General features: G+C 36.2%; 23 protein-coding genes and 1 tRNA gene. 11 read left to right on the forward strand and 13 right to left on the reverse strand.

Annotated elements, in window-relative coordinates:
• The first annotated feature begins 19 nt into the window (after window positions 1–19).
• Window positions 20–865 carry an aldo/keto reductase gene (locus ACLU24_RS08600; RefSeq protein WP_412611913.1) on the forward strand — a complete coding sequence of 282 codons (846 nt, stop codon included), beginning with the start codon at window positions 20–22 and terminating at the stop codon, window positions 863–865.
• Window positions 866–1,053: 188 nt separating this feature from the next.
• Here the strand turns inward: ACLU24_RS08600 and ACLU24_RS08605 are convergent, their stop codons facing one another.
• On the reverse strand, window positions 1,054–1,749 hold the full coding sequence (locus ACLU24_RS08605; protein WP_412611915.1) for an MT-A70 family methyltransferase: 696 nt from the start codon (window positions 1,747–1,749) through the stop codon (window positions 1,054–1,056).
• A gap of 130 nt (window positions 1,750–1,879) precedes the next feature.
• On the opposite strand from ACLU24_RS08605, the gene ACLU24_RS08610 reads away from it, so the two are divergent.
• Window positions 1,880–2,089: a helix-turn-helix domain-containing protein gene (locus ACLU24_RS08610; RefSeq protein WP_412611917.1), complete on the forward strand. Its 210-nt coding sequence runs from the start codon at window positions 1,880–1,882 to the stop codon at window positions 2,087–2,089.
• A 15-nt stretch (window positions 2,090–2,104) separates the two neighbouring features.
• The gene (locus ACLU24_RS08615) at window positions 2,105–2,737 is read left to right on the forward strand and encodes a MunI family type II restriction endonuclease (protein WP_412611919.1); all 633 of its coding nucleotides are present in this window, start codon (window positions 2,105–2,107) and stop codon (window positions 2,735–2,737) included.
• A gap of 53 nt (window positions 2,738–2,790) precedes the next feature.
• Here ACLU24_RS08615 and ACLU24_RS08620 read toward each other — a convergent pair.
• From ACLU24_RS08620 to ACLU24_RS08655, 8 genes are all read right to left on the reverse strand, one after another.
• Window positions 2,791–2,875 (reverse strand) — tRNA-Leu (locus ACLU24_RS08620).
• A 195-nt stretch (window positions 2,876–3,070) separates the two neighbouring features.
• Complete coding sequence (locus tag ACLU24_RS08625) at window positions 3,071–4,816, reverse strand: ammonium transporter (protein WP_412611921.1); 1,746 nt, start codon at window positions 4,814–4,816, stop codon at window positions 3,071–3,073.
• A 138-nt stretch (window positions 4,817–4,954) separates the two neighbouring features.
• Window positions 4,955–7,042 (reverse strand): glutamine synthetase III family protein, encoded by a 2,088-nt coding sequence (locus tag ACLU24_RS08630; protein WP_412611923.1) that lies wholly within the window; start codon window positions 7,040–7,042, stop codon window positions 4,955–4,957.
• 212 nt (window positions 7,043–7,254) lie between these two features.
• Window positions 7,255–7,689: a hypothetical protein gene (locus tag ACLU24_RS08635; protein WP_412611926.1), complete on the reverse strand. Its 435-nt coding sequence runs from the start codon at window positions 7,687–7,689 to the stop codon at window positions 7,255–7,257.
• 29 nt (window positions 7,690–7,718) lie between these two features.
• Window positions 7,719–8,147: a hypothetical protein gene (locus tag ACLU24_RS08640; protein ID WP_412611928.1), complete on the reverse strand. Its 429-nt coding sequence runs from the start codon at window positions 8,145–8,147 to the stop codon at window positions 7,719–7,721.
• Window positions 8,148–8,401: 254 nt separating this feature from the next.
• A complete protein-coding gene (locus ACLU24_RS08645) occupies window positions 8,402–8,947 on the reverse strand; it encodes an NADH peroxidase (protein ID WP_022264322.1) in 546 nt (181 codons plus the stop codon).
• A gap of 60 nt (window positions 8,948–9,007) precedes the next feature.
• Window positions 9,008–9,412 carry a Fur family transcriptional regulator gene (locus ACLU24_RS08650; protein ID WP_412611930.1) on the reverse strand — a complete coding sequence of 135 codons (405 nt, stop codon included), beginning with the start codon at window positions 9,410–9,412 and terminating at the stop codon, window positions 9,008–9,010.
• Window positions 9,413–9,512: 100 nt separating this feature from the next.
• A complete protein-coding gene (locus ACLU24_RS08655) occupies window positions 9,513–9,740 on the reverse strand; it encodes a hypothetical protein (RefSeq protein WP_412611933.1) in 228 nt (75 codons plus the stop codon).
• A gap of 127 nt (window positions 9,741–9,867) precedes the next feature.
• Between ACLU24_RS08655 and ACLU24_RS08660 the strand changes: the two genes are divergently transcribed.
• Together ACLU24_RS08660 and ACLU24_RS08665 are read left to right on the forward strand one after the other, a co-directional pair.
• Window positions 9,868–10,461: a polysaccharide deacetylase family protein gene (locus ACLU24_RS08660; protein ID WP_412611936.1), complete on the forward strand. Its 594-nt coding sequence runs from the start codon at window positions 9,868–9,870 to the stop codon at window positions 10,459–10,461.
• Between the two features lie 56 nt (window positions 10,462–10,517).
• Complete coding sequence (locus ACLU24_RS08665) at window positions 10,518–11,258, forward strand: N-acetylmuramoyl-L-alanine amidase (RefSeq protein ID WP_412611937.1); 741 nt, start codon at window positions 10,518–10,520, stop codon at window positions 11,256–11,258.
• A gap of 440 nt (window positions 11,259–11,698) precedes the next feature.
• On the opposite strand, the gene ACLU24_RS08670 is transcribed toward ACLU24_RS08665, so the two are convergent.
• From ACLU24_RS08670 to ACLU24_RS08685, 4 genes are read right to left on the reverse strand one after another with little or no spacing between them, the layout of a single operon-like run.
• Entirely contained in the window at window positions 11,699–12,343 is a 645-nt protein-coding gene (locus ACLU24_RS08670) for a hypothetical protein (RefSeq protein ID WP_412611939.1), read from the reverse strand.
• A 36-nt stretch (window positions 12,344–12,379) separates the two neighbouring features.
• A complete protein-coding gene (locus tag ACLU24_RS08675; RefSeq protein WP_412611942.1) occupies window positions 12,380–14,713 on the reverse strand; it encodes a class B sortase in 2,334 nt (777 codons plus the stop codon).
• A gap of 37 nt (window positions 14,714–14,750) precedes the next feature.
• Window positions 14,751–15,923 carry a tRNA uracil 4-sulfurtransferase ThiI gene (gene thiI, locus ACLU24_RS08680; protein ID WP_412611943.1) on the reverse strand — a complete coding sequence of 391 codons (1,173 nt, stop codon included), beginning with the start codon at window positions 15,921–15,923 and terminating at the stop codon, window positions 14,751–14,753.
• A gap of 14 nt (window positions 15,924–15,937) precedes the next feature.
• Window positions 15,938–17,077: a cysteine desulfurase family protein gene (locus tag ACLU24_RS08685; RefSeq protein WP_412611946.1), complete on the reverse strand. Its 1,140-nt coding sequence runs from the start codon at window positions 17,075–17,077 to the stop codon at window positions 15,938–15,940.
• A 375-nt stretch (window positions 17,078–17,452) separates the two neighbouring features.
• Here ACLU24_RS08685 and spoVAC point away from each other — a divergent pair, with 375 nt between their 5' ends.
• The 6 genes from spoVAC to ACLU24_RS08715 all read left to right on the forward strand — a co-directional run bounded on the left by spoVAC (window position 17,453) and on the right by ACLU24_RS08715 (window position 20,809).
• Window positions 17,453–17,899 carry a stage V sporulation protein AC gene (gene spoVAC / locus ACLU24_RS08690; RefSeq protein WP_412611949.1) on the forward strand — a complete coding sequence of 149 codons (447 nt, stop codon included), beginning with the start codon at window positions 17,453–17,455 and terminating at the stop codon, window positions 17,897–17,899.
• Between the two features lie 138 nt (window positions 17,900–18,037).
• The gene (locus ACLU24_RS08695; RefSeq protein WP_412611951.1) at window positions 18,038–18,703 is read left to right on the forward strand and encodes a flavin reductase; all 666 of its coding nucleotides are present in this window, start codon (window positions 18,038–18,040) and stop codon (window positions 18,701–18,703) included.
• Between the two features lie 217 nt (window positions 18,704–18,920).
• Window positions 18,921–19,160: a hypothetical protein gene (locus ACLU24_RS08700; protein ID WP_412611953.1), complete on the forward strand. Its 240-nt coding sequence runs from the start codon at window positions 18,921–18,923 to the stop codon at window positions 19,158–19,160.
• Between the two features lie 149 nt (window positions 19,161–19,309).
• A complete protein-coding gene (locus ACLU24_RS08705) occupies window positions 19,310–19,777 on the forward strand; it encodes a type III secretion system chaperone family protein (protein ID WP_412611956.1) in 468 nt (155 codons plus the stop codon).
• Window positions 19,778–19,889: 112 nt separating this feature from the next.
• On the forward strand, window positions 19,890–20,192 hold the full coding sequence (locus ACLU24_RS08710; protein WP_412611958.1) for a hypothetical protein: 303 nt from the start codon (window positions 19,890–19,892) through the stop codon (window positions 20,190–20,192).
• A gap of 2 nt (window positions 20,193–20,194) precedes the next feature.
• A complete protein-coding gene (locus ACLU24_RS08715; protein ID WP_412611959.1) occupies window positions 20,195–20,809 on the forward strand; it encodes a site-2 protease family protein in 615 nt (204 codons plus the stop codon).
• Window positions 20,810–20,812: the final 3 nt, after the last annotated feature.

Genomic DNA, 20,812 nt, shown 5'->3' on the forward strand with positions numbered 1-20,812 from the left:
TAAAGAAAGGAAAATCACTATGGAATACACAAAATTATATAACGGTATAAAAATTCCAATGCTTGGTTTTGGAGTATTTCAAATTCCAAATTATGATAACGCAAAACAAGCTGTATTAACAGCACTCAAAGCTGGTTACAGATTGATTGATACAGCTCAGGCTTATATGAATGAAAAAGCTGTCGGAGATGCTATAAAGGAAAGCGGCATCGCAAGAGAAGAAATCTTCATCACCACAAAACTATGGATTCAAGATTTTTCTTATGATAAAGCTATCAAAGCTACGGAATTATCTCTTGAGCGTCTTGGTGTAGATTATATTGACCTTATGTTACTTCATCAGCCTATGGGCGATTATATCAACGCTTGGAAAGGCTTAGAGAAGCTATACAAAGATAGCAAACTAAAGGCAATCGGTATGGCTAACTGCTATCCTCATGTTTTGGCAGACCTTTGCGAAACATTCGAGATAAAGCCAATGATTAACCAAGTAGAAATGCACCCATTCTTCCAACAAAAGCTTAACCTCGAAACAATGAAAGAATATGATGTAATTCCAGAAGCTTGGGCACCTTTCAATGAAGGCTTAAACAATTTTTTCAGCAATTCAATTCTCACAGAGATTGGCAAAAAATACAATAAAACAGCCGCGCAGGTTGCTTTGCGTTGGAATATTCAGCGAGGTGTTGTAGTCATTCCTAAGTCGGTACACAAAGATAGAATAAAGCAAAATTTCGATATATTCGATTTCACACTTTCACAAGAAGATATGGACAAAATCGCATCTATGGATATAGGACATAGCGAAATCGTAAATCACTTTGACCCGCAATTTGTCAAGGCATTACACAATCATAAATTCTAAGTTATATACAAAAGCCCTTACAGTTTAATTGCTGTAAGGGCGTCTGTGTATACTTCAATAATTATATATAAAAATCACTATAATAATTCGGCTATAAAAGTAACTTAATGATAAAGGTTTTGTTCAATTATATTTTTCGATTTTATATTACATAAAGTTTTATAAAACTTTTGATTTAATTTTGAATATTAAATTAGATCTCCTTTTGAAATAATTTTAATTTTGCTATTTGGAATTTCTAATCCCCAGTTATCCCAACCAGAATAATTTTTGCGTGCAAAAAGTTCAATCTTTTTTTGTTCAGGAAACATTTTTGTAATACCAGAAATAATTACTTCTGGTTTCTCACTATGAACACTGCGATGTATAGAAACCAATTGTCGAACATTTCTTGCACCACGAGGTGTTGGAAAACGTCCTTTCTTAAATGCTAAAACAAACTCTGTTTGTGAAAGTGTATATCTACCAGGATTATGTACTTGTTTATCCCATACAAAAGCTACAGTTTTATATTTAAACCCCCACGATTCACCAAGTTCAATAGAATTTGCCATTTGTGGTCCAGTTGTCCACATAAACAGAATACAATCGTCAGCAGAAATGGAGGCAACATCTAATTCTTTCAATTCTTTAAGTTTTAGGGTTGGATACTTAAAATTAGCGGCACTAATAAACACATCATGTTGAAAACCAATATTTTCACTCTTAATGCTCGTTTTATCATATTGCATTTTTCCACCATAGTCCCAAGGTGGATCAGCATATATTATATCATATTTTTCACATGGAAGTTCAGGATATAGTTCCTTCAAAGGGTTTATTTTTTTTCTTTTTTGAGCTTCAGGATTATATTTTGAATATCCAGTAACTGATGTTTCATTCATTTTCTAATATACCTCTCACATTTTTTATTATTATATCATATAGAAATCAAAACGTCAACAAAAGTGTGACTCATAAACCGTTGAACTATTTGCATCATATACTATAAAATGATTTAAAAAGGAGGATAGCATGATGTTAAAGAAACAATTTGGAGAACGCATTAAAGAACTTCGCAAGAACAAAGACATTAGTCAAGAAAAATTTGCATTACTAATTAATATGGATAGAACGTACTATGCCTCTGTTGAAAGTGGTAAACGAAATATTTCTCTTGAAAATATCAAAAAAATTGCAAATGGATTTAATATTTCATTAGAGGAATTGTTCAGAGGTTTGTAAAAAAGGAGAATAAATATGTCAACACAAGAATTAAGAAAACGTGCAAATTGGCAAACTATAAGTGGTGCAAAAGCATTGAAAATCGAAGAATTGTTCCAGACATCCCTTCAATCTGCGTTAAATGGAGCATATCCGAATCAATTTCTTGTTGATAGGCATCCTAATGAATTTGGAGATATTTATTCTACATATCCGCTTTCTCCTGAAACAAGAAGCAAAATCTATGACATTGATGTTACAGCAAAAAATGCTAATGGTAAGGTGAAATACAAATGGGGTATTAGTATGGACTTTGCTGTTCGCAATCTCACTAATGGTAAAATTCTTTTTGGTGAAATAAAAAGACAAGACGGTTGGGTTGAAACAACAAATATGCAAGCTGGTAGAGGAAATGCTCATGAACGTAGCTGCAAGTATTTTACTCCAGGATTAATGAAAGTAATTAGAGAAACTGGTGGTCTTTCAGAAGAAATACTTCCTTTTTGGCTTGTAATAGTAGGTGATATTACTCGTGATCCACGAAGAAATAGAGAAATTGCATACTGGTTTCAAGATTATACAAAAAATTATTATATGTGGCGTAACACTAATGATGTAGGTGATATGCTCGATTTTTTTGAAAATAATTTATTGCCATATTTGCTTTAAAATACTTTCTCAAAAAATAGACCAAGTATTGAATAAATACTTGGTCTATTTTTTGGTGCGAGTGACGGGACTTGAACCCGTACGTCGTAAAACACACGCCCCTCAAACGTGCCTGTCTGCCAATTCCAGCACACTCGCAAATATCAAGTTTTTCTGACATCTCTTGTCAACGAATGATATTATACCAAACCATCAATAAAAAGTCAAGGCTTTTTTCAAAATATTTTACAAAATATTCTGCAAAAATGAAGCTTGCCCTTGAGTAGTAACCCAAGAGCAAGCTTACCGCAAATTTATTCAAAAAAGTATATGTAAGTACCCTAAATACGATAATCAGATATCGTCTTCGCCTTGAAGTGCGTCGCAACCTGTTTCACCGGTTCTTACCTTGACAACATCTTCAACATCATATACGAAAATCTTACCATCGCCAATATGTCCAGTATAAAGTGCCTTTACTGCCGCATCAATAACAGCCTTAACCGGAACCTTGCAAACAACAATTTCAACCTGAACCTTAGGAAGAAGGTTCATCTCAACCTCAACACCACGATAGTATTCAGTCTTACCCTTCTGTACACCACAGCCGAGAACCTGAGTTACTGTCATACCTGTTACACCGATTTCATTAAGTGCATTCTTGAGGTCTTCAAACTTAGATTGCTTGAGAACAATGTCAATCTTAGAAAGCTTAACATCAGAAGCTGTGACTGTGTTCTTTTCCTTAGGAGTAAATGCAACCTGTACAGGAACAGCCTCGCTAACAGGAACTTCGCCAGCGTCGGCATCTGTATCATCAAGAGCAACAGAAGATACATTCGGCATAAAGTCTGCATAAGAGCTTACCAAGCCATGCTCTGTAATGTCAAGACCCTTAATTTCCTCTTCTCTTGAGGCACGAAGTCCCATTGTGTGCTTAATTACGAAGAATACGATTGTCATAGCAACTGCTACATAAAGTGCAACTACAACCGCACCAAGTGACTGAATGCCTAAACATTCGAATTCACCATATACAAGACCCTTTCCCTTTGTGCTGTAGCCATTAGAGAAAATACCTACGCAGATTGTTCCGACAAAGCCGCACATGCCGTGAACACCAACTGCACCAACAGGGTCATCAACCTTGCAAACCTTATCAATAAATTCAATACCAAATACTACTACGAAACCTGCAATTACACCGATAACAGCAGCAGCCCAAGGTTCAACTGTATCACAACCGGCAGTAATAGCAACAAGTCCTGCAAGAGAACCGTTCAATGTCATAGAGACATCAGGCTTCTTATATTTAACCCAAGTAATAAACATAACTGTAATTGTAGAAACTGCTGTGCAAAGATTAGTTGTATAGAAAACCAAACCTGCATTTGCGATTGTGTCATCACCTGTCATAGAAACAGTTGAAGCACCGTTAAATCCGAACCAGCAGAACCAAAGAATGAATACACCCAAAGCACCAAGTGTCAAGCTATGACCTGGAATTGCTCTTGGCTTGCCGTCTTTGCCATACTTACCAATACGAGGTCCAAGGAAGATTGCACCAACAAGTGCTGCAACACCGCCAACCATATGAACTGTTGTAGAACCTGCAAAATCGTGAAAACCAAGCTGTGCAAGCCAACCGCCGCCCCAAATCCAGTGACCTGAAATCGGATAAATAATCAAGCTGATGATTGCTGAATATACGCAATAAGCACTGAATTTAGTTCTTTCTGCCATAGCACCGGAAACGATTGTTGCTGATGTTGCACAGAAAACTGTCTGGAAAATCATATATGCATATAACGGAACTCCGTCAGGAAGTATGCTGTCATATGCACCGCTGTAACCTCCTACCGCAAAGAGGTCAATGTTTCCGAAAAATGCCGAAGATGTTCCAAACATTATTCCGAAACCAACCAGCCAATAAAGTGGTGTGCCGATACAGAAGTCCATCAAGTTTTTCATAATGATGTTACCGGCGTTTTTTGCCCTCGTAAAACCTGTTTCGACCATTGCGAAGCCTGCCTGCATGAAAAAAACAAGTGCCGCACCCACTAATACCCATATGGTATTTACAGCAGAATATTCGCCCATAATCTATTTCCCCTCTCATTTTTAGAATTCTTAAATATTAAAAATTCCAAAATATTGTATAATAAAATGCGGTAGCAAAAACTCCGCATTTTATCATCTCATTTATATAGAGTTACCCCTTTTATATGTAGCTCTAAATCAGACGCTGAAAAGCAACTTTCCGTATGATGGATATGGCCAGTATTCAGCAGACATATTTGATTCCATCTCGTCAGCTACTGCTCTAAGCTCCTGCATTGCCGCAAATACAGAATTTCTATAGTAGTTAGCAAGCTCCTGAACATCTGTGTAATCCTTAGCACCAACAACAGCCTTATCAAGAACATCAATCTTCTTAGTAAAGTCTGTGAGAAGTGCAGAAAGCTTTTTAAGAAGCTCTGTTTCTGCACAAGTGCAAATATCGCTGTCAATAGACTTCATTGCACTTGCAGAATCAGCAAGAAGCTTCAAATACTTAACAACAGCAGGAACGATGTCCTTCTTAGCCATATCAAGTGTTGTAAGAGCTTCAATGTTGATAATCTTAGAGTAGTTTTCGAGCTGAATCTCATATCTTGCACGAACCTCTGCCTCAGTAAAGATTCCGTGTTTCTTAAAGAGCTTGAGGTTCTTCTCAGCAACATAATGAGGCATAGCCTCCGGCATAGATCTGAGGTTATAAAGACCTCTTCTTTCTGCCTCTTCAACCCACTCTTCAGAGTAGTTGTTGCCATTGAATACGATTCTCTTATGCTCTTGATATGTCTTTCTGACAAGGTCGATAACAGCCTTATCAAAATCGTCTGCCTTTTCGAGAACATCTGCGAACTGCTCAAGTTCTTCTGCTACGATTGTGTTGAGCATTTCGTTAGGGCAGCCGATGTTTTCAGCTGAACCAGCCATTCTGAATTCAAACTTATTGCCTGTAAATGCGAATGGTGAAGTTCTGTTACGATCTGTTGTATCCTTATAGAAGTTAGGAAGAACAGAAACCTTAGTATCCATAATTGCTCTGCCCTGTGCGTGATATTCCTCACCAACCTCGATAGCATCAAGAATATCCTTGAGTTCATCACCGAGGAAGATAGAAATAATAGCAGGAGGAGCCTCGTTAGCACCAAGACGGTGGTCATTGCCTGCACTTGCAACAGAAATTCTGAGGAGGTCCTGATATTCATCAACACCCTTGATAACAGCTGCAAGGAAGAGAAGGAACTGCTTATTTTCACTTGGCTTCTTGCCTGGCTCAAGAAGGTTCTCTCCGAGGTCTGTGGACATTGACCAGTTATTGTGCTTACCACTTCCGTTTACGCCTGCGAATGGCTTCTCGTGGAGCAAGCAAACAAGACCATGACGGTCAGCAACCTTCTTCATCATCTCCATTGTAAGCTGATTGTGGTCAGTTGCAACATTTGATGTAGTAAAAATAGGAGCAAGCTCGTGCTGTGCAGGAGCAACTTCGTTATGCTTTGTTTTAGCAAGAATGCCAAGCTTCCAAAGCTCTTCATCAAGCTCCTTCATATAAGCAGAAACTCTTGGCTTAATTACGCCGAAGTAATGGTCCTCGAGTTCCTGACCTTTAGGAGGTCTTGCACCGAAAAGTGTTCTTCCACAGTAGATAAGGTCTTTACGCTTTTTATACATTTCCTTATCAATGAGGAAGTATTCCTGCTCAGGACCAACTGTTGTAATAACTCTCTTAGCCTCTGTGTTGCCGAAAAGTTTAAGAATTCTAAGAGCCTGTGTATTGATAGCCTCCATAGAACGGAGAAGCGGAGTTTTCTTATCAAGAACCTCACCTGTGTATGAGCAAAAAGCTGTTGGAATGCAAAGTGAACCGTCCTTAATAAACGCATATGAAGTAGGGTCCCAAGCTGTATATCCTCTTGCTTCAAAAGTAGCACGGATACCGCCTGATGGGAAGCTTGATGCGTCAGGCTCGCCCTTGATAAGTTCCTTGCCAGAGAATTCCATAATAACCTTATCGCCAACAGGAGAGATAAAGCTATCATGCTTTTCAGCAGTAATGCCAGTCATAGGCTGGAACCAGTGTGTGTAATGGGTTGCACCCTTTTCTACTGCCCAATCCTTCATAGCATTAGCAACTGCATTTGCGATAGTCAAATCAAGAGGTTTTCCCTCATCAATAGTCTTTTTGAATGCCTTATAAATATCTTTAGGCAATCTTTCTTTCATAGTAGAGTCGTTGAAAACAAGACTTCCAAACATCTCAGGTACACTTGACATTACTCAACACCTATCCTTTGTAAGTTTTTTCTGAATAAAAAATGACGCTGTAGAACCTTTTGTCGTTCTACAGCGCCATTGCTGTTTACAAGTGTTAGTATATACCAGTGGTCTTAAAAAGTCAATAGCTTTTTTTGTTTTTGGCAGTTTTCACATAATTTATAGTTTATAATTTATTTAGATTGTTATATTATATATTTTCGTTCATTTATTTAATATATTTTAGTAGTTTCTTTAGTTTCACTATTATATATTTCAGCACCAGCATTAAAGTTTATTATTCTTAGAGTATATTTACCAAAATTATAGCAATCCATATTTAATCCAGAACCTAAATCTGCATCAGGTCTATAATATTCATCAGGTTTTCCAAAAATATCAAGTACCTGCTCATATGTAAGTTCCGGTGAAAGCCTATTTACATTGCTCATCATTTCTTCATAATCTTTATCAATACTCGATTCGCTCTGCTTACTATTCTCTGTTTTTGAGTCATTTTGCTTACTACTTTCTGTGCTTGAGCTTACAGAACTTTCTACTTTAGAAGCCGTACTGCTTGTGCTTTCAGTATCATTATTTTTACAGCCGCAAGCAATTGCTAATGTCAGTGCAGACATTAACAAGATTGCCATTACCCTTTTACTCATATAAATGTCCCCTCTCCAGTTATTTAAATTTATAGTCCACTATAATATATTGTAGTAGCTTTTTTAGTTTCACTATTATATATTTCAGCACCAGCATTAAAGTCTATTATTCTTAAAGTATATTTACCGAAATTATAACAATCTCTATTTATTCCAGAACCATATCTTTCATCAGGCTCTCCCAAAATTTCAAGTACCTGCTCATATGTAAGCTCAGGAGAAAGTTTATTTACATAGCTCATCATTTCTTCATAATCTTTATCAATACTCGATTCGCTCTGCTTACTGCTTTCTGTTTTTGATTCACTTTGCTTACTACTTTCTGTACTTGAGCTTATAGAACTCTCCGTTTTAGAAGCCGTACTGCTTGTGCTTTTAGTACCATTATTTTTACAGCCACAAGCAAGTGAAAATGCCAGTGCAGACATCAACAAAATTGCCATTACCCTTTTACTCATATAAATTCCTCCTTATATTTTTTCTTTCAACAATGGAATATTAGGATTTTCGGGATATAAATTAAGCCATCGGAAATTCCCCGTTTCAACTATTATACTTTTATAATAACATCTTTATAAAAACAAGTCAATAAATTTTTAACTATGTTACAAATTTTAAGTAACTATAACAAGAGTGTAAATTTTTAATGTTTTAAAGTCATAAAAAATGGGTTGACACAATATGTGCCAACCCAAATTAGTTTAATATTAAATTATTCGCCGAAATATCTCTTGAGAAGTCCTGCAAAACCTGCACCGTGTCTTGCCTCGTCCTTAGCCATCTCATGAACTGTATCGTGGATAGCGTCAAGGTTCTGAGCCTTAGCAAGTTTAGCAAGCTCAAATTTACCTGCACAAGCACCGGCCTCAGCGTCTACACGCATCTCAAGGTTTTTCTTTGTGCTGTCTGTTACAACTTCACCAAGAAGCTCTGCAAACTTTGCTGCATGTTCTGCTTCTTCAAAAGCATATCTCTTGAAAGCTTCTGCGATTTCAGGATAACCCTCTCTGTCAGCAACTCTTGACATTGCAAGATACATACCTACCTCTGAACATTCGCCGTTAAAATTAGCAACGAGGTCATCATAAATAACCTTGTCTACTCCCTTAGCACAGCCAACCTCGTGAACCGTTGCATAAGAAGCCTCGCCCTTAACTTCCTTAAATTTTTCCTTAGGTGCCTTACATACTGGGCATTGCTCTGGAGCCTCATCACCTGTATAAACATAACCGCATACCTGACATACAAACTTTTTCATTTAAAATTACCTCCAATTATATAATTTGTTTTTATATCATATCCTTCTGGATAATGAACGCTATTTTTCTTGACCCTCTCTGCACAAATCACATTTTCCGTAAAAAGCAAGGTCGTGACTTTCTACTTTTACGCCAAGCTCTTTCTGAACAAGTTCATCAAGATTGCTTATATGCAAAGCAAAGTTTCTGCTAACATCAATTATTCTTCCACATTCAGTACATATAAAATGCGAATGTTCACGAACATTTCCGTCAAAGCGTTCGCAGCCCTTAACTACCCCGAGAGAAATAATTTTCCCCTCATTCCTTAGCATAACCAGATTACGATAAACTGTTCCAAGACTAATATTTGGAAAATCAATTTTAACTTTATTGTAAATCCATTCTGCGTCAGGGTGAGTTTTTGTCGAGCATATTGCACTATATATAGCCTCACGCTTGGCACTGTAATTTGTACGATTCATAACCAGACCTCTGAAAAATGATAATCATTACTGATTTCTTTTATAATATAACATATAAGCTTCAATTTGTAAAGTCTTTTTCGTAATTTTTTATAATTTTTTATTTTGTCAAAAAATCATAATAACTTTTTCCTTTGAATATAAATTTAACAACATAGCCAAGGAGCGTATATCCTATGTTTATATCATTAAAACTAAAGCATTTAATTTTGCCTTTTGCTATTGCAATTTGCATTATAAGTGCAATAACTATATGTATTTTTGCTGGTTCAAAACCAACAAGTCTTGTAGCATCTACATCATCTGCTAAAGAAATCAAATTACCCATACTTATGTATCACGGCATAAGAAAAGATAACTCCGCACAAAACAAATATGTAATATCTCCCAATTAATTTGAATCCGACCTTAAATATCTAAAAGAAAAAGGTTATGAAACAATAGTTGTTGCCGACTTGCTCGAATATTTTGATAATGGCAAAGCTCTTCCTGAAAAGCTAATTATGATAACTTTCGATGATGGTTGCCTTAATAACTATACCTATGCTTTTCCACTATTAAAGAAATATAACGCAAAAATGATTCTTTCACCTATCGGAAAGTGTATTTATGAATATAGCAAAAACGGAGATAAAAATCCAGCATATGCACAAGCTGATTGGAATACACTTCGTGAAATGTCAGATTCAGGCTTAGTAGAAATCCAAAACCATACATATAATATGCACGCATCAATAGGCAGAGTTGGTGCAAGCCAAAAAATCGGTGAATCCGATGAAGAATATCGAAAAAATCTTTCAGAAGATTTGAAAAAATTTAATGAGAGAATGAAAGCCGAATTAAACATAACCCCAACGGCTTTTATCTATCCATATGGTGCAATTTCTAAAAGTTCTCCGGACATCATCAAAGAATTAGGTTTCCGCGCAAGTTTTGACTGTTCAGAAAAACTTAACCATATAAAAAGTGAAGACGATTTGCACGAATTGCATCGTTTCATACGCCCACATAATAAAAGTGCTGCTGAAATTCTCTCAAAAATAGAATAATAAACATTTCAGGCTAATATTCATATTATAGTTTATAAGATTAAAGGAGAGATTTTATGCCAAGTGTTTTTCTAAGTCCGTCGCTTCAAGAATACAATCCCTATGTAAATGGCGGAAACGAAGAATATTATATGAATTTAATTGCCGATGAAATGGTTCCTATTCTAACCTCAAGTGGAATCGAGGTCGGCAGAAATAGTCCCGAAAAAACTCTTTCTCAGGCTATTGCACAATCTAATGCAGGAAATTACAATCTTCATCTTGCTATACATTCAAATGCCGCTCCTCCATCAAATGCAGGTAATGTCAAAGGAGCCGACATATATTATTCAGCCGCAAGTAGTCAAGGAACTCGAGCCGCAACAATTTTTGCAAATAACTATAAGTTGGTTTATCCATATCCTGAGCTTGTAAAAACCATTCCTACAACATCGCTTGCAGAAATTGTCCGAACGAGAGCACCGGCTATTCTTATCGAAGTAGGTTATCATGATAATCCGGAAGAGGCACAATGGATTCGTGATAACATTTCCGCCATAGCCGAAAATTTATCCGCATCTGTAACTGATTTTCTCGGTGTGCTTGAAGAAGAACCAACTGCTCCCAGTCAAGGCAGAGTTACAACACAAAATACCGCTCTCAACATAAGAAATCAACCATCAACCAGTGCTCAAGTTATAGGTCAAGCACCTCGTGGTGCAATTCTTACAATTTTAGGTACAGAGGGTTCATGGTATCTCATAACCTATAACGGACTTCAAGGCTATGTAAATAGCAATTTTGTAACACTAATATAATGTAAGTTTAATAGAAATTAAAAATTTTGTTTGAGCCTTTTGCGTTGAGCCACCTCTCCCAAGGTGCGTTCTAACTTTTTTGATAAATTCTTAACTGCTATTCGCGTCTAAGTTATTTATCAATCAAACTATTTTAGATTTGCAGTTTTCAAAGGTAGTCACTTAAAGCGGAATTTTTGGTTGCTCTCCGCAGAGAGCGAAACTCTTTATACTCCTCAAAGTGCAGGAGGGCAGAAAAACATTCCGCCGGAATTTTTTCGTAGGGAACCATCTCAAGGACCCCTAAAAATCAAATCTTAGCTAAAACCTTGAATTTGATATTTTTCAGGGGATTATTAACTGTTATAATAAGATATTTTCTTTCTAATAGATCCATTTCCTATAAGAAAAGAGGTAAAGCCTGCAATAGACTTTACCTCTTTTCTACGCTTTTTAATATGTTAAGCATTTGTTGAATATGGAATAAAATAGTAAATAACTGCAATAACTGCGGCTGATATAGCAAGAATCGCTCCCAATGCAATCAATATTCCTATAATAACCTTTGCTCTGCGACTGCGTTTATAAAGCTTAGGCTTAGGCGGAGCCGAAATCAGACGAGTTCTTCGTACCCCTGAAAGGCTTTCATCAAGATTTTGCATAATATCCTCTACATTGTCTGCTTCTTCTTTAGGTGCCTTTAAAGAATATGTTATTGCCAAATCTGATATAATTCCATTTTTTAAAATGTTAGAAACCTCATCAGGCTCATCAGGCAAAATAACAATAGTCTGACCTATCGCCCTGATAATATATCCGCTGTTTTTCTCTCCGTCAACACGCTTAGAAAATACATTAGAATCATTAGTCACAAGAATCTTAGAAAGAACCTTATCCGTACTGTCATAGCCATTGTTAAGTCCACCAATAACAAATATAAGCTGGCTTTTCTTTAGGCTTTTTGCAAGTGCGTTAGCAAGTTCAGATGTAGTAGTTGCCGCCTCTCCCGCCGAATGTGAAAGTCCCATTTGAGAAAGGTTCTTATCAAGAACACGCTCCACCTCAGCAGTTCTTCCTGCGGTGTAATATATAAGTTCGTAATCCATAATAAATCTCTCCGTTACTTTATATTATGCCGCCTCTTATGCGGTCTGCTCTTCCGGTTGTGTCGTTTCTTCCGTACTTGATTCTGGTTCAGGTTCAGGTTCTACACTTGATTCTGGTTTACTGCTTGATTCTGGCTTACTGCTGCTTGGTTCTGATTCTTGGCTTGATTCTGGCTTTGGACTTGGTTGAGGCTTACTGCTTTCCTGAGCTTTAAGCTTTTTAATAGCCGCATTACCCTTATCAATCATATTATCAAGCTTATTGTTCCTATCTTTTGCACTTGAAATAAGCTTTTCCAAGTCGTCCATAATACTTTGGATTTTACTCTTATAATCCTCCGCATTTTTCTTTAAGGTCGCCGCCTCAGTTTTTATCGTCTTATCTGTGGAATATTTCAAAGCAGCATTTATATATTCTATCGCATCATTGCACTGCTTTTCAATAGCTTCCTTCCATTTATCCATATTTGAGGCTATAACCTGGTCATTTTTAGATTTTGCGTTTTTCATATCTTTAATAAGACTATTTATAGTGCTTTCAGATTTAGCCTTTGGAATTCCCTTACTTGCATTGCTATATGCCTCAGTCGATGCATTTTTTGCAGAATTCGCCAATGATTTTATATCAGAGTATACCTCATTAGCGCCCTTATAGTTTTCTTTTGCTACATCAAGATAAGAACTTGCATTTTCCAGTTCAGCCTTTGCTTTTTTAAGCTTATCTGCCTTTTCAGCTGCCTTTGAAGCTTCTTCCTCTTTCTTCTCTTTTTCTTTTGCTTTCTTGGTAGCTTCCTTTTGAGCTTCTGATGCACTCCATTTTTTCTTATGAGAATTATTATACCAAGTAATCTGCTTTGCAGCAAGAGCCTCTTCAAAACTTGTCAAAACAGGCTTCTTACCACCATATGCTTCATACCAACAATCAGGATAAACAGGATTCGACGCCATCTTAGCTGTCGATGTATCTACCTTTGCTGTTTCCCCCTCGCGAACACGCCTTGCAACAACGACAAATCTAAACGAATCAAAGTCATATGCGCAGGTTGAAAGTGTAACAAGTGTATCATCTTCATTAACATCAACAGGACAATCTATAATAGACCTTGCGCGAACCTGATATATATAATTCATAAAATCAGATTCAGTTTCAAAAGTTCCTCTCAGATAATTGAAAAATTCGCCCTGACTTTCAAGTGTATTAGTCTTATATATAGAGATAATTTTCCACTTTGCTTTTTCATATATAGTATTAAATGTAAAAGCAGGATTTTCCTTATAGAAATTAAGATCTTGGTAGTAAAGCAAATTTGCAAACATTCTTCCGTCATTCATATGATGTCCGTGTAGAATAAGGTTCTTTGCGTCAAGCGGACTTCTGTAATCAAGGAAAATCGTTCCATAATCGCTGTAATTTCCGTAGAAATCACGCTTTAAATAATATTCAGGCTGTTCAGGGTCTTGCGATTGGCAAACAACATAATCAATTTGAGTATTAGGGACTTTAATCCAACCAACAGTATCTTTATTTTCATTAAGAAGCTTTTCAAAATCAGGCAAAACCTCACTCTCGCCTATAACGATTTTCTTTCGCTTTGGTGCGACAGTATTATAATCATCGTCATCACTGTCACCGCCGCCGGTAGCCTCGGTCAAAAGACTTTTAACTCCATTTTTAGTGTTATCTGCTACCATAGGTTTAATAACAAGCTCATTAAAGAGCAATGTGCCCGAAACAATAAAAGTTGCAATAGCAAGCATAAGAATAGATTTTCTTACAACTTCAAGCGGCTTATCTCCCTTTATCGGAATAAAGTTTTTCCACCATGCTCTCTTTTGATTATTCTTTATGCAAGAACTATATATTGCAGCATAAAGTAAATCTGAAAACTCAACTCCCGCAGATTCAGCTTTCGGAAGAATAACAATCTTAATTCCATTTTTTTTGCCGCCTACTCTTGCAGAATATACATTTACAGTTTTTTTCTCAGCTTTAGATTCATTCTCCTCTGAATGACTGCTTATTTCAATCTCGGAATTATCAATCCCTGTTTTAAGTATAGACATATCCACTTCCGCAGAAATTTCTCTAATATCTTTATTTTTAACCTCAAATATAGAGAAGAAATCTTCTGCATTTTGCCTTGAACTTTCTTCAATAGCATCAGCAATAACTATAACATCAATGCCTTCATCATCTCCAAAAGAAAGCTTCAAAGCTTCTTTTAAGCTGTTTTCATTATTATCAACAACAGTCTTATACAGAACGCAAACATTATGTTCAGCAAGAGCCTTCATCTGTCTGTTAAAGCTTTCTTTTCCACAAGCCGATGAAGCGCTTCCGCCCCTTAAAAGATAAATTTCAGCATTCATTATTAAAACTCCTTTCAGTCGCAACAAATCTCAACTATCAGAAAGAAATCTCTGTAACCCTTACATTTTTAACCGCCTCATCAATCAATTCATCAACAGGAAGCTTATTTTGCGCATCTACAACATATTTAAGTACAGGCTTAGTTCTTGGATGCTTTGGTGTAAATACCGTACAGCAATCTTCAAATGGCTCTATTGAAATATCGAAAGTATCAATCTTCCTCGAAATTTCAATAATTTCCTCCTTATCCATACCTATAAGCGGTCTGAAAACAGGAAGTCTGCAAACTTCATCAGTACAGCCTATTGCACCAAGAGTCTGACTTGCCACCTGACCAAGACTTTCGCCTGTAATCAAAGCACCGCAATTTTTCTCTCTTGCAATCCTTTCAGAAATTTGCATCATAAATCTACGCATTATTATAGTAAAAAGTTCCTCAGGGCAATTATCCTTAATCTGTTCCTGAATCTTAGTAAATGGAACCGTATACATCTGCATACGGCCGCTATACTCTGCTACCTTTTTGAGTAGTCTTACGACCTTATCTTCTGCTCTTTCACTTGTATATGGAGGACTTGCAAAGTGAACAGCCGTAAGTGAAAGACCTCTCTTAGCCATAGTCCATGCCGCAACAGGAGAATCTATGCCGCCCGAAATAAGTATAACAGCGTTTCCGCCTGTTCCTACGGGTATTCCGCCGGCACCCTTTTTAGCTGCTCCACGAATAAACGCCGCGTAATCACGAACTTCTACTGTTACAACCAAATCAGGATTATGTACATCAACCATCAGATGTGGAAATTCCTCTGCAAGAAAACCGCCAACCTCTCGGCTTATTTCAGGCGATGTCAAAGGGAATTTCTTATCAGAACGCTTAGATTCAACCTTAAAGGAATTTATCTCATTAAGTGTTTCCGCAAGATATTCCTTAGCGCAGCTAAGAATAGATTCCATATTTTTCTCTGCGATACAAGCTCTTGAATATGTTGCTATACCAAAGATTTTAGATATACATTCCTCAATCTCATCAAAATCGACATCATCTTTATATGGTGTTACCGCTATTGTAGATTGTGCAATTTTAACTTCGCAAGGAGTTATGCAATTAACTCTGCGTTTAATATTTTTTATGAGAACATCTTCAAAACTTCTTCTGTTAAGACCCTTCAAAGCTATTTCTCCAACTTTAATAAGTATTGTTTCTTTCATAAAATACTCCTTACTCATTTTGATTTTGCGAGATTTTTCATTCCTTCAGCAAGTCTTTCCGCAAATATATCAATATCATCTTTTGTATTAAATCTCGAAAAGCTAATTCTTATAGCGGAATCTATCCTTTCAGGGGATAATCCCATTGCCGTCAGAACATGACTTTTTTTGCCCTTAGCACAAGCTGAACCGCTCGAAACATATATTCCGCTCTCTGCGAGATAGTGTAGCATTGTTTCTGAGCGAACCCCAACTACTGATATATTTAATATATACGGCAAAACTCCGTTCGGAGAATTTATATATACATTCGGAATTTCCGAAACCTTTTCTTTGCAATAATTCCAAAGATCTAAAATCTTTTCGTGCTGGTCGTCAATGTTTGGCAAAGCCTTTATGGCCTCCGCAAAAGCGCAAATCATAGGAAGTGATTCCGTACCGGGACGAATTTTCCTTTCTTGTTCTCCACCATAATGTAGCGGTACAATTCTTGCACCCTTTCTGATGTATAAAGCGCCTACACCTTTCGGACCATGTATCTTATGTGAGCTTATAGACATCAAATCAACGCCAAGCTTTTGAGGCTTCAAATTAACTTTTCCAAAAGCCTGAACAGCATCACAGTGAAGTAAAGCAGGCGAACCGCTCTTACTTATTATATTGCTGATTAATTTTATAGGCTGAATAATACCTGTTTCGTTATTTACCGCCATAACGCTAACCAAAATTGTATCAGAGTCTATAGCATTAACAAACTTTTCTTTTGGAATAACACCAGATTCATCGGGTTCGAGGAATATAACCTCATAACCGTCCTTTTTAAGCTTTTCTGCAGCTTCTATAACCGAAGAGTGTTCTATTGCCGTTGTAACGATTTTATTTCCTCTGCGTTTTAGTGCATTAACCGCCCCAAAAACTGCTGTATTATTACTCTCTGTTCCACCAGAAGTAAAGAAAATCTCTGTCGGCGAAGCACTGAGAGAATCTGCTATAATATCTCGTGCCGCTTCAAGCTCCTTAGCAGCTTCAAAACCAAGGGTATGAAGCGACGAAGGATTTCCGTATTTTTCAGTCATCATATAATAGGCTTTTTTAGCGGCCTCCTCACAGACAACTGTTGTTGCACTATTATCAAGATAAACAATTTTACTCAATTAAAATACCACCAAATATATTCAATTAAAAGTCTCGCTCAAGCCTTTTCAAAGGCTCGCAATTTCCAAAGATAGCCGCCCACGGCCGAGCCTTTGGTCACTCTCCGCAGAGAGCGAAATGCTTTATCCTTCTCAAAACCCTCGCAGGGGGCTTGAAAAATAAATATTGAATTTGATACTTTTTCAAATTTATTATGAACTAACAATTATTATCAAACTCATGCTTTTTAATAATTTGAAATACACCTCTCAAAGCGCACATTTTATTATACTACATTTTTTTGCGAATATAAAGAGCTTTTTCGGGGAAAATATAGGCTATAAAGGCTATTTGTTGAATAATGCCAACATTCTTTTTGAAAGGAGTATCTTTCTATGAGGGTTACTAAAACCGAATATTCAAGTATGACCGATAAAGCTTCCAAAAATAGCTCGTTGCTCAAGGATTGCATCTGTGCTTTTCTTGTTGGCGGTGCTATATGCACCATAGGACACAGTATATTTTTAATGTATCGAAGTTTTGGCTTGCAAGAAATTGATTCCAGAGCCGCAACAAGTTCAACATTGATTTTCCTTGGTGCATTTTTCACTGCCATAGGAGTATATGACGACCTTGCAAAATTTGCAGGCGCAGGTAGTATAGTTCCTATTACAGGCTTTTCTAACGCTGTCGTTTCGCCGGCAATAGAATTTAAAAGCGAGGGTTATGTTCTTGGCTTAGGTGCGAAAATGTTTATAATTGCAGGTCCTGTAATAGTTTATGGCACAGTTGCGTCTGTAATATATGGCATAATTCTTTGTATAATCAAACTCTTTCAATAGATTTTGGAAAATACAAATATTATGATGAATTTTGTCTGTAATAATATACAAAACTTCTTGTAATAAAGAAGATTTTGTGGTAAAATATGTAATATATAAAATTTTATCACCTTTATTACTAAGGAGTTGAGCATTTTTATGAATAATAGAATACTCCAATCACTTTCATACGGACTATATGCAGTCGGAGTTAAAGGAGAAAAATATCCGACTGCTTGTATTGTAAATACTGTTTTTCAGATTACATCATCTCCGATGATGGTTGCCGTAAGCATAAACCACGCAAATTACACCAATGAGTGTATCAAAAAACAGGGCGAATTTACTGTTTCTGTTCTCTCAGAAAATACATCAGGTGCAATAATCGGTGCTTTAGGCTTCACCTCTGGTCGCGAAAGCGATAAACTGCAGAATGTCCGTCATAAAATTTTGCGTGAAGGTGTTCCTGTCATTCAGGAAGATATATGCTGTTGGTTTTTATGCAAGGTTCGTGATTCTATTGAAACAACCACACATACTATCTTCATCGGCGAACTTACCGCAGGCAGTGAAAAAATCACCGGAACACCTATGACATATAAATTTTATCATGATGTTATAAAAGGAAAATCTCCAAAGTACGCACCAACCTATGTTCCTGATAAAGAACCGGCCGGAGATATTTACACCTGCAAAATATGCAAGTATGAGTATGATGACCCACTAATTCCTTTTGAAGAACTTCCAAATGATTGGACTTGCCCTATTTGTGGTGCTCCAAAAGATGTTTTTGTCAAAAAGGATAATGAAGTTACCGAAGAATAAGTAATTCCGCCGTTTGCAATATATGCAGACGGCATTTTCTTACTATATGCGTATTTTATCACCGAAGTCTCAATATGTCAAGCATACTTGTCATAATTTCAGATAAACTTTACATTTTGTTCTTAATTTTATCTATGAATAACTCCCATATCTTCTGGGGATTATATATTATGCGGAGCAAAACCGCTAATCCCTTTCGGAATATCGGAGGAAAATTATGAGCGAAAGAAAGAAATCAATCGAAATTGAAAAAAAGAAGAAGAAAATCGAACAACTACCGGGAGTACCGTTTGACCCTCTCGATAACGATTACCCTAAAAATCACCAGCTAATTTTACCAGGAACTTTCCAAAGCACAGGTGGAACATTCGGCGGTCTTGGTTACAATATCATAAACAATCCTTATTGTGGTCAAACAGAAAATCCTGATAAAAACGATGATTACCTCTATTATTGACAAAATTTAAATTCAATAAACCGTATAATTAAGGGTAAGCTAATAGCTTGCCCTTTTGTCCGTTTCTTGACTTTTATAATACTTAATGATAAAATACAAGGTAACATTTTATGAAATTTTAATATTATATTACAGAGGTGAATTTAACTATGTCTTCTTTAAATGAAATTAAATCTGCTATTGAAATGTATCTTAGAGATGACGAATGGCATTATACGCTCGATAAAGAAAATAATGTAATTCGTTGCGGCGTCAATCTTAACAATCGTCTGCAAGAATGTAAAATTATTATAGATATTCGTGAAGATAAATATATGGTATATGGACTTATCAACCTTAACTGCGACGAACCTAATAAAAACCAAATGGCAAAACTTCTTGCAATGATTAACTACGGCTTAATTTTCGGAAATTTTGAAATTGATTATTCAGATGGCGAGGTTCGTTATAAAACCGCCACAAACTGCAAAAATTGCATACCATCGAGAGAAGTCATTGAAGATAGCATAATGATTCCGGCATATATGTTTAATAAATTTGGCGATGCAATTATTGAGGTTATGTTTGGCATAAAGGACGCACAAGAAGCGTTTGACGACATTCCGGACAATGATTAAAACTACTACATACCACTCTAAAAACTCACCGCTAAATGCTGTGAGTTTTTTTATTTTTCTCATTTTTATCACTTCAATAGCATATTTATATATAAATGGACGAGGTGATGAAATGACAGAATATTCCGATAAGCAAGAATTATATGATGAATACGAAGAACTTCCCATAGAAGAAGAACCTATTCAAGAAAAGAAAATCGTAATTGGCAAACAACTACTGATTATAATTCAACTAATAATCTGTGGCACTGCTTTGCTATTTATGCTTGTAATAAAGCTTATAGGCGGTGATTTCTGCAATGGAATAATCAACTGGTATGAAAAAAATTACTATGATTCTATCTATATGAGTGGTGAAAATAATAATCTCTCTATCTTCGGAACAAGCAATAATTCATCCGAAAGTAGTAAGTAGTTATGAAAATTAAACTTGGAAATCTTTCTATAATAGTAAGTATTCCACTATGCTGTGTAATGACAGCAATAATACTTCTCGATAGCTCACAAACTGTAATGCTTGGTTGTTTTTCTGCCCTTATGCATGAATTAGGTCATTTATTTTTTATGTGGCGTTTTAATTCATTTCCAAAAGAAATCAAGATCAGTCTTTTTGATGTTGCCATAATTGACCACAAAAAATTTAATCGTCCACTCTATCAAGAACTTTTAATCACTCTTGGCGGAGTTATGATGAATATAATTTGGGGTTCAGTATGTTTTGTACTTTATATTATTTTTAAATATAATTTTTTGATAATTCTTGCGGGAGCAAATATACTTCTGCTTGCATATAATCTTCTGCCTGTAGATACTCTCGATGGCGGTCAGGCACTGTACTTAATCCTTTCATCAAAGCTATCCGAAAAAGCCACCGAACGAATAATGCTCATATCCTCTCTTATAATATTATTCCCCTGTACAGTACTTGGATTTTTATTATTACTTCAATCCAAATACAATTTTACATTACTTTTAACAAGTCTTTATCTAATAGCGGTAATCCTTCTCAAAAAAACTAAAATACATCAATAAAAA

This window comes from Pseudoruminococcus sp. (assembly GCF_047012705.1).
Classification (GTDB): Bacteria; Bacillota; Clostridia; order Oscillospirales; family Acutalibacteraceae; genus Pseudoruminococcus.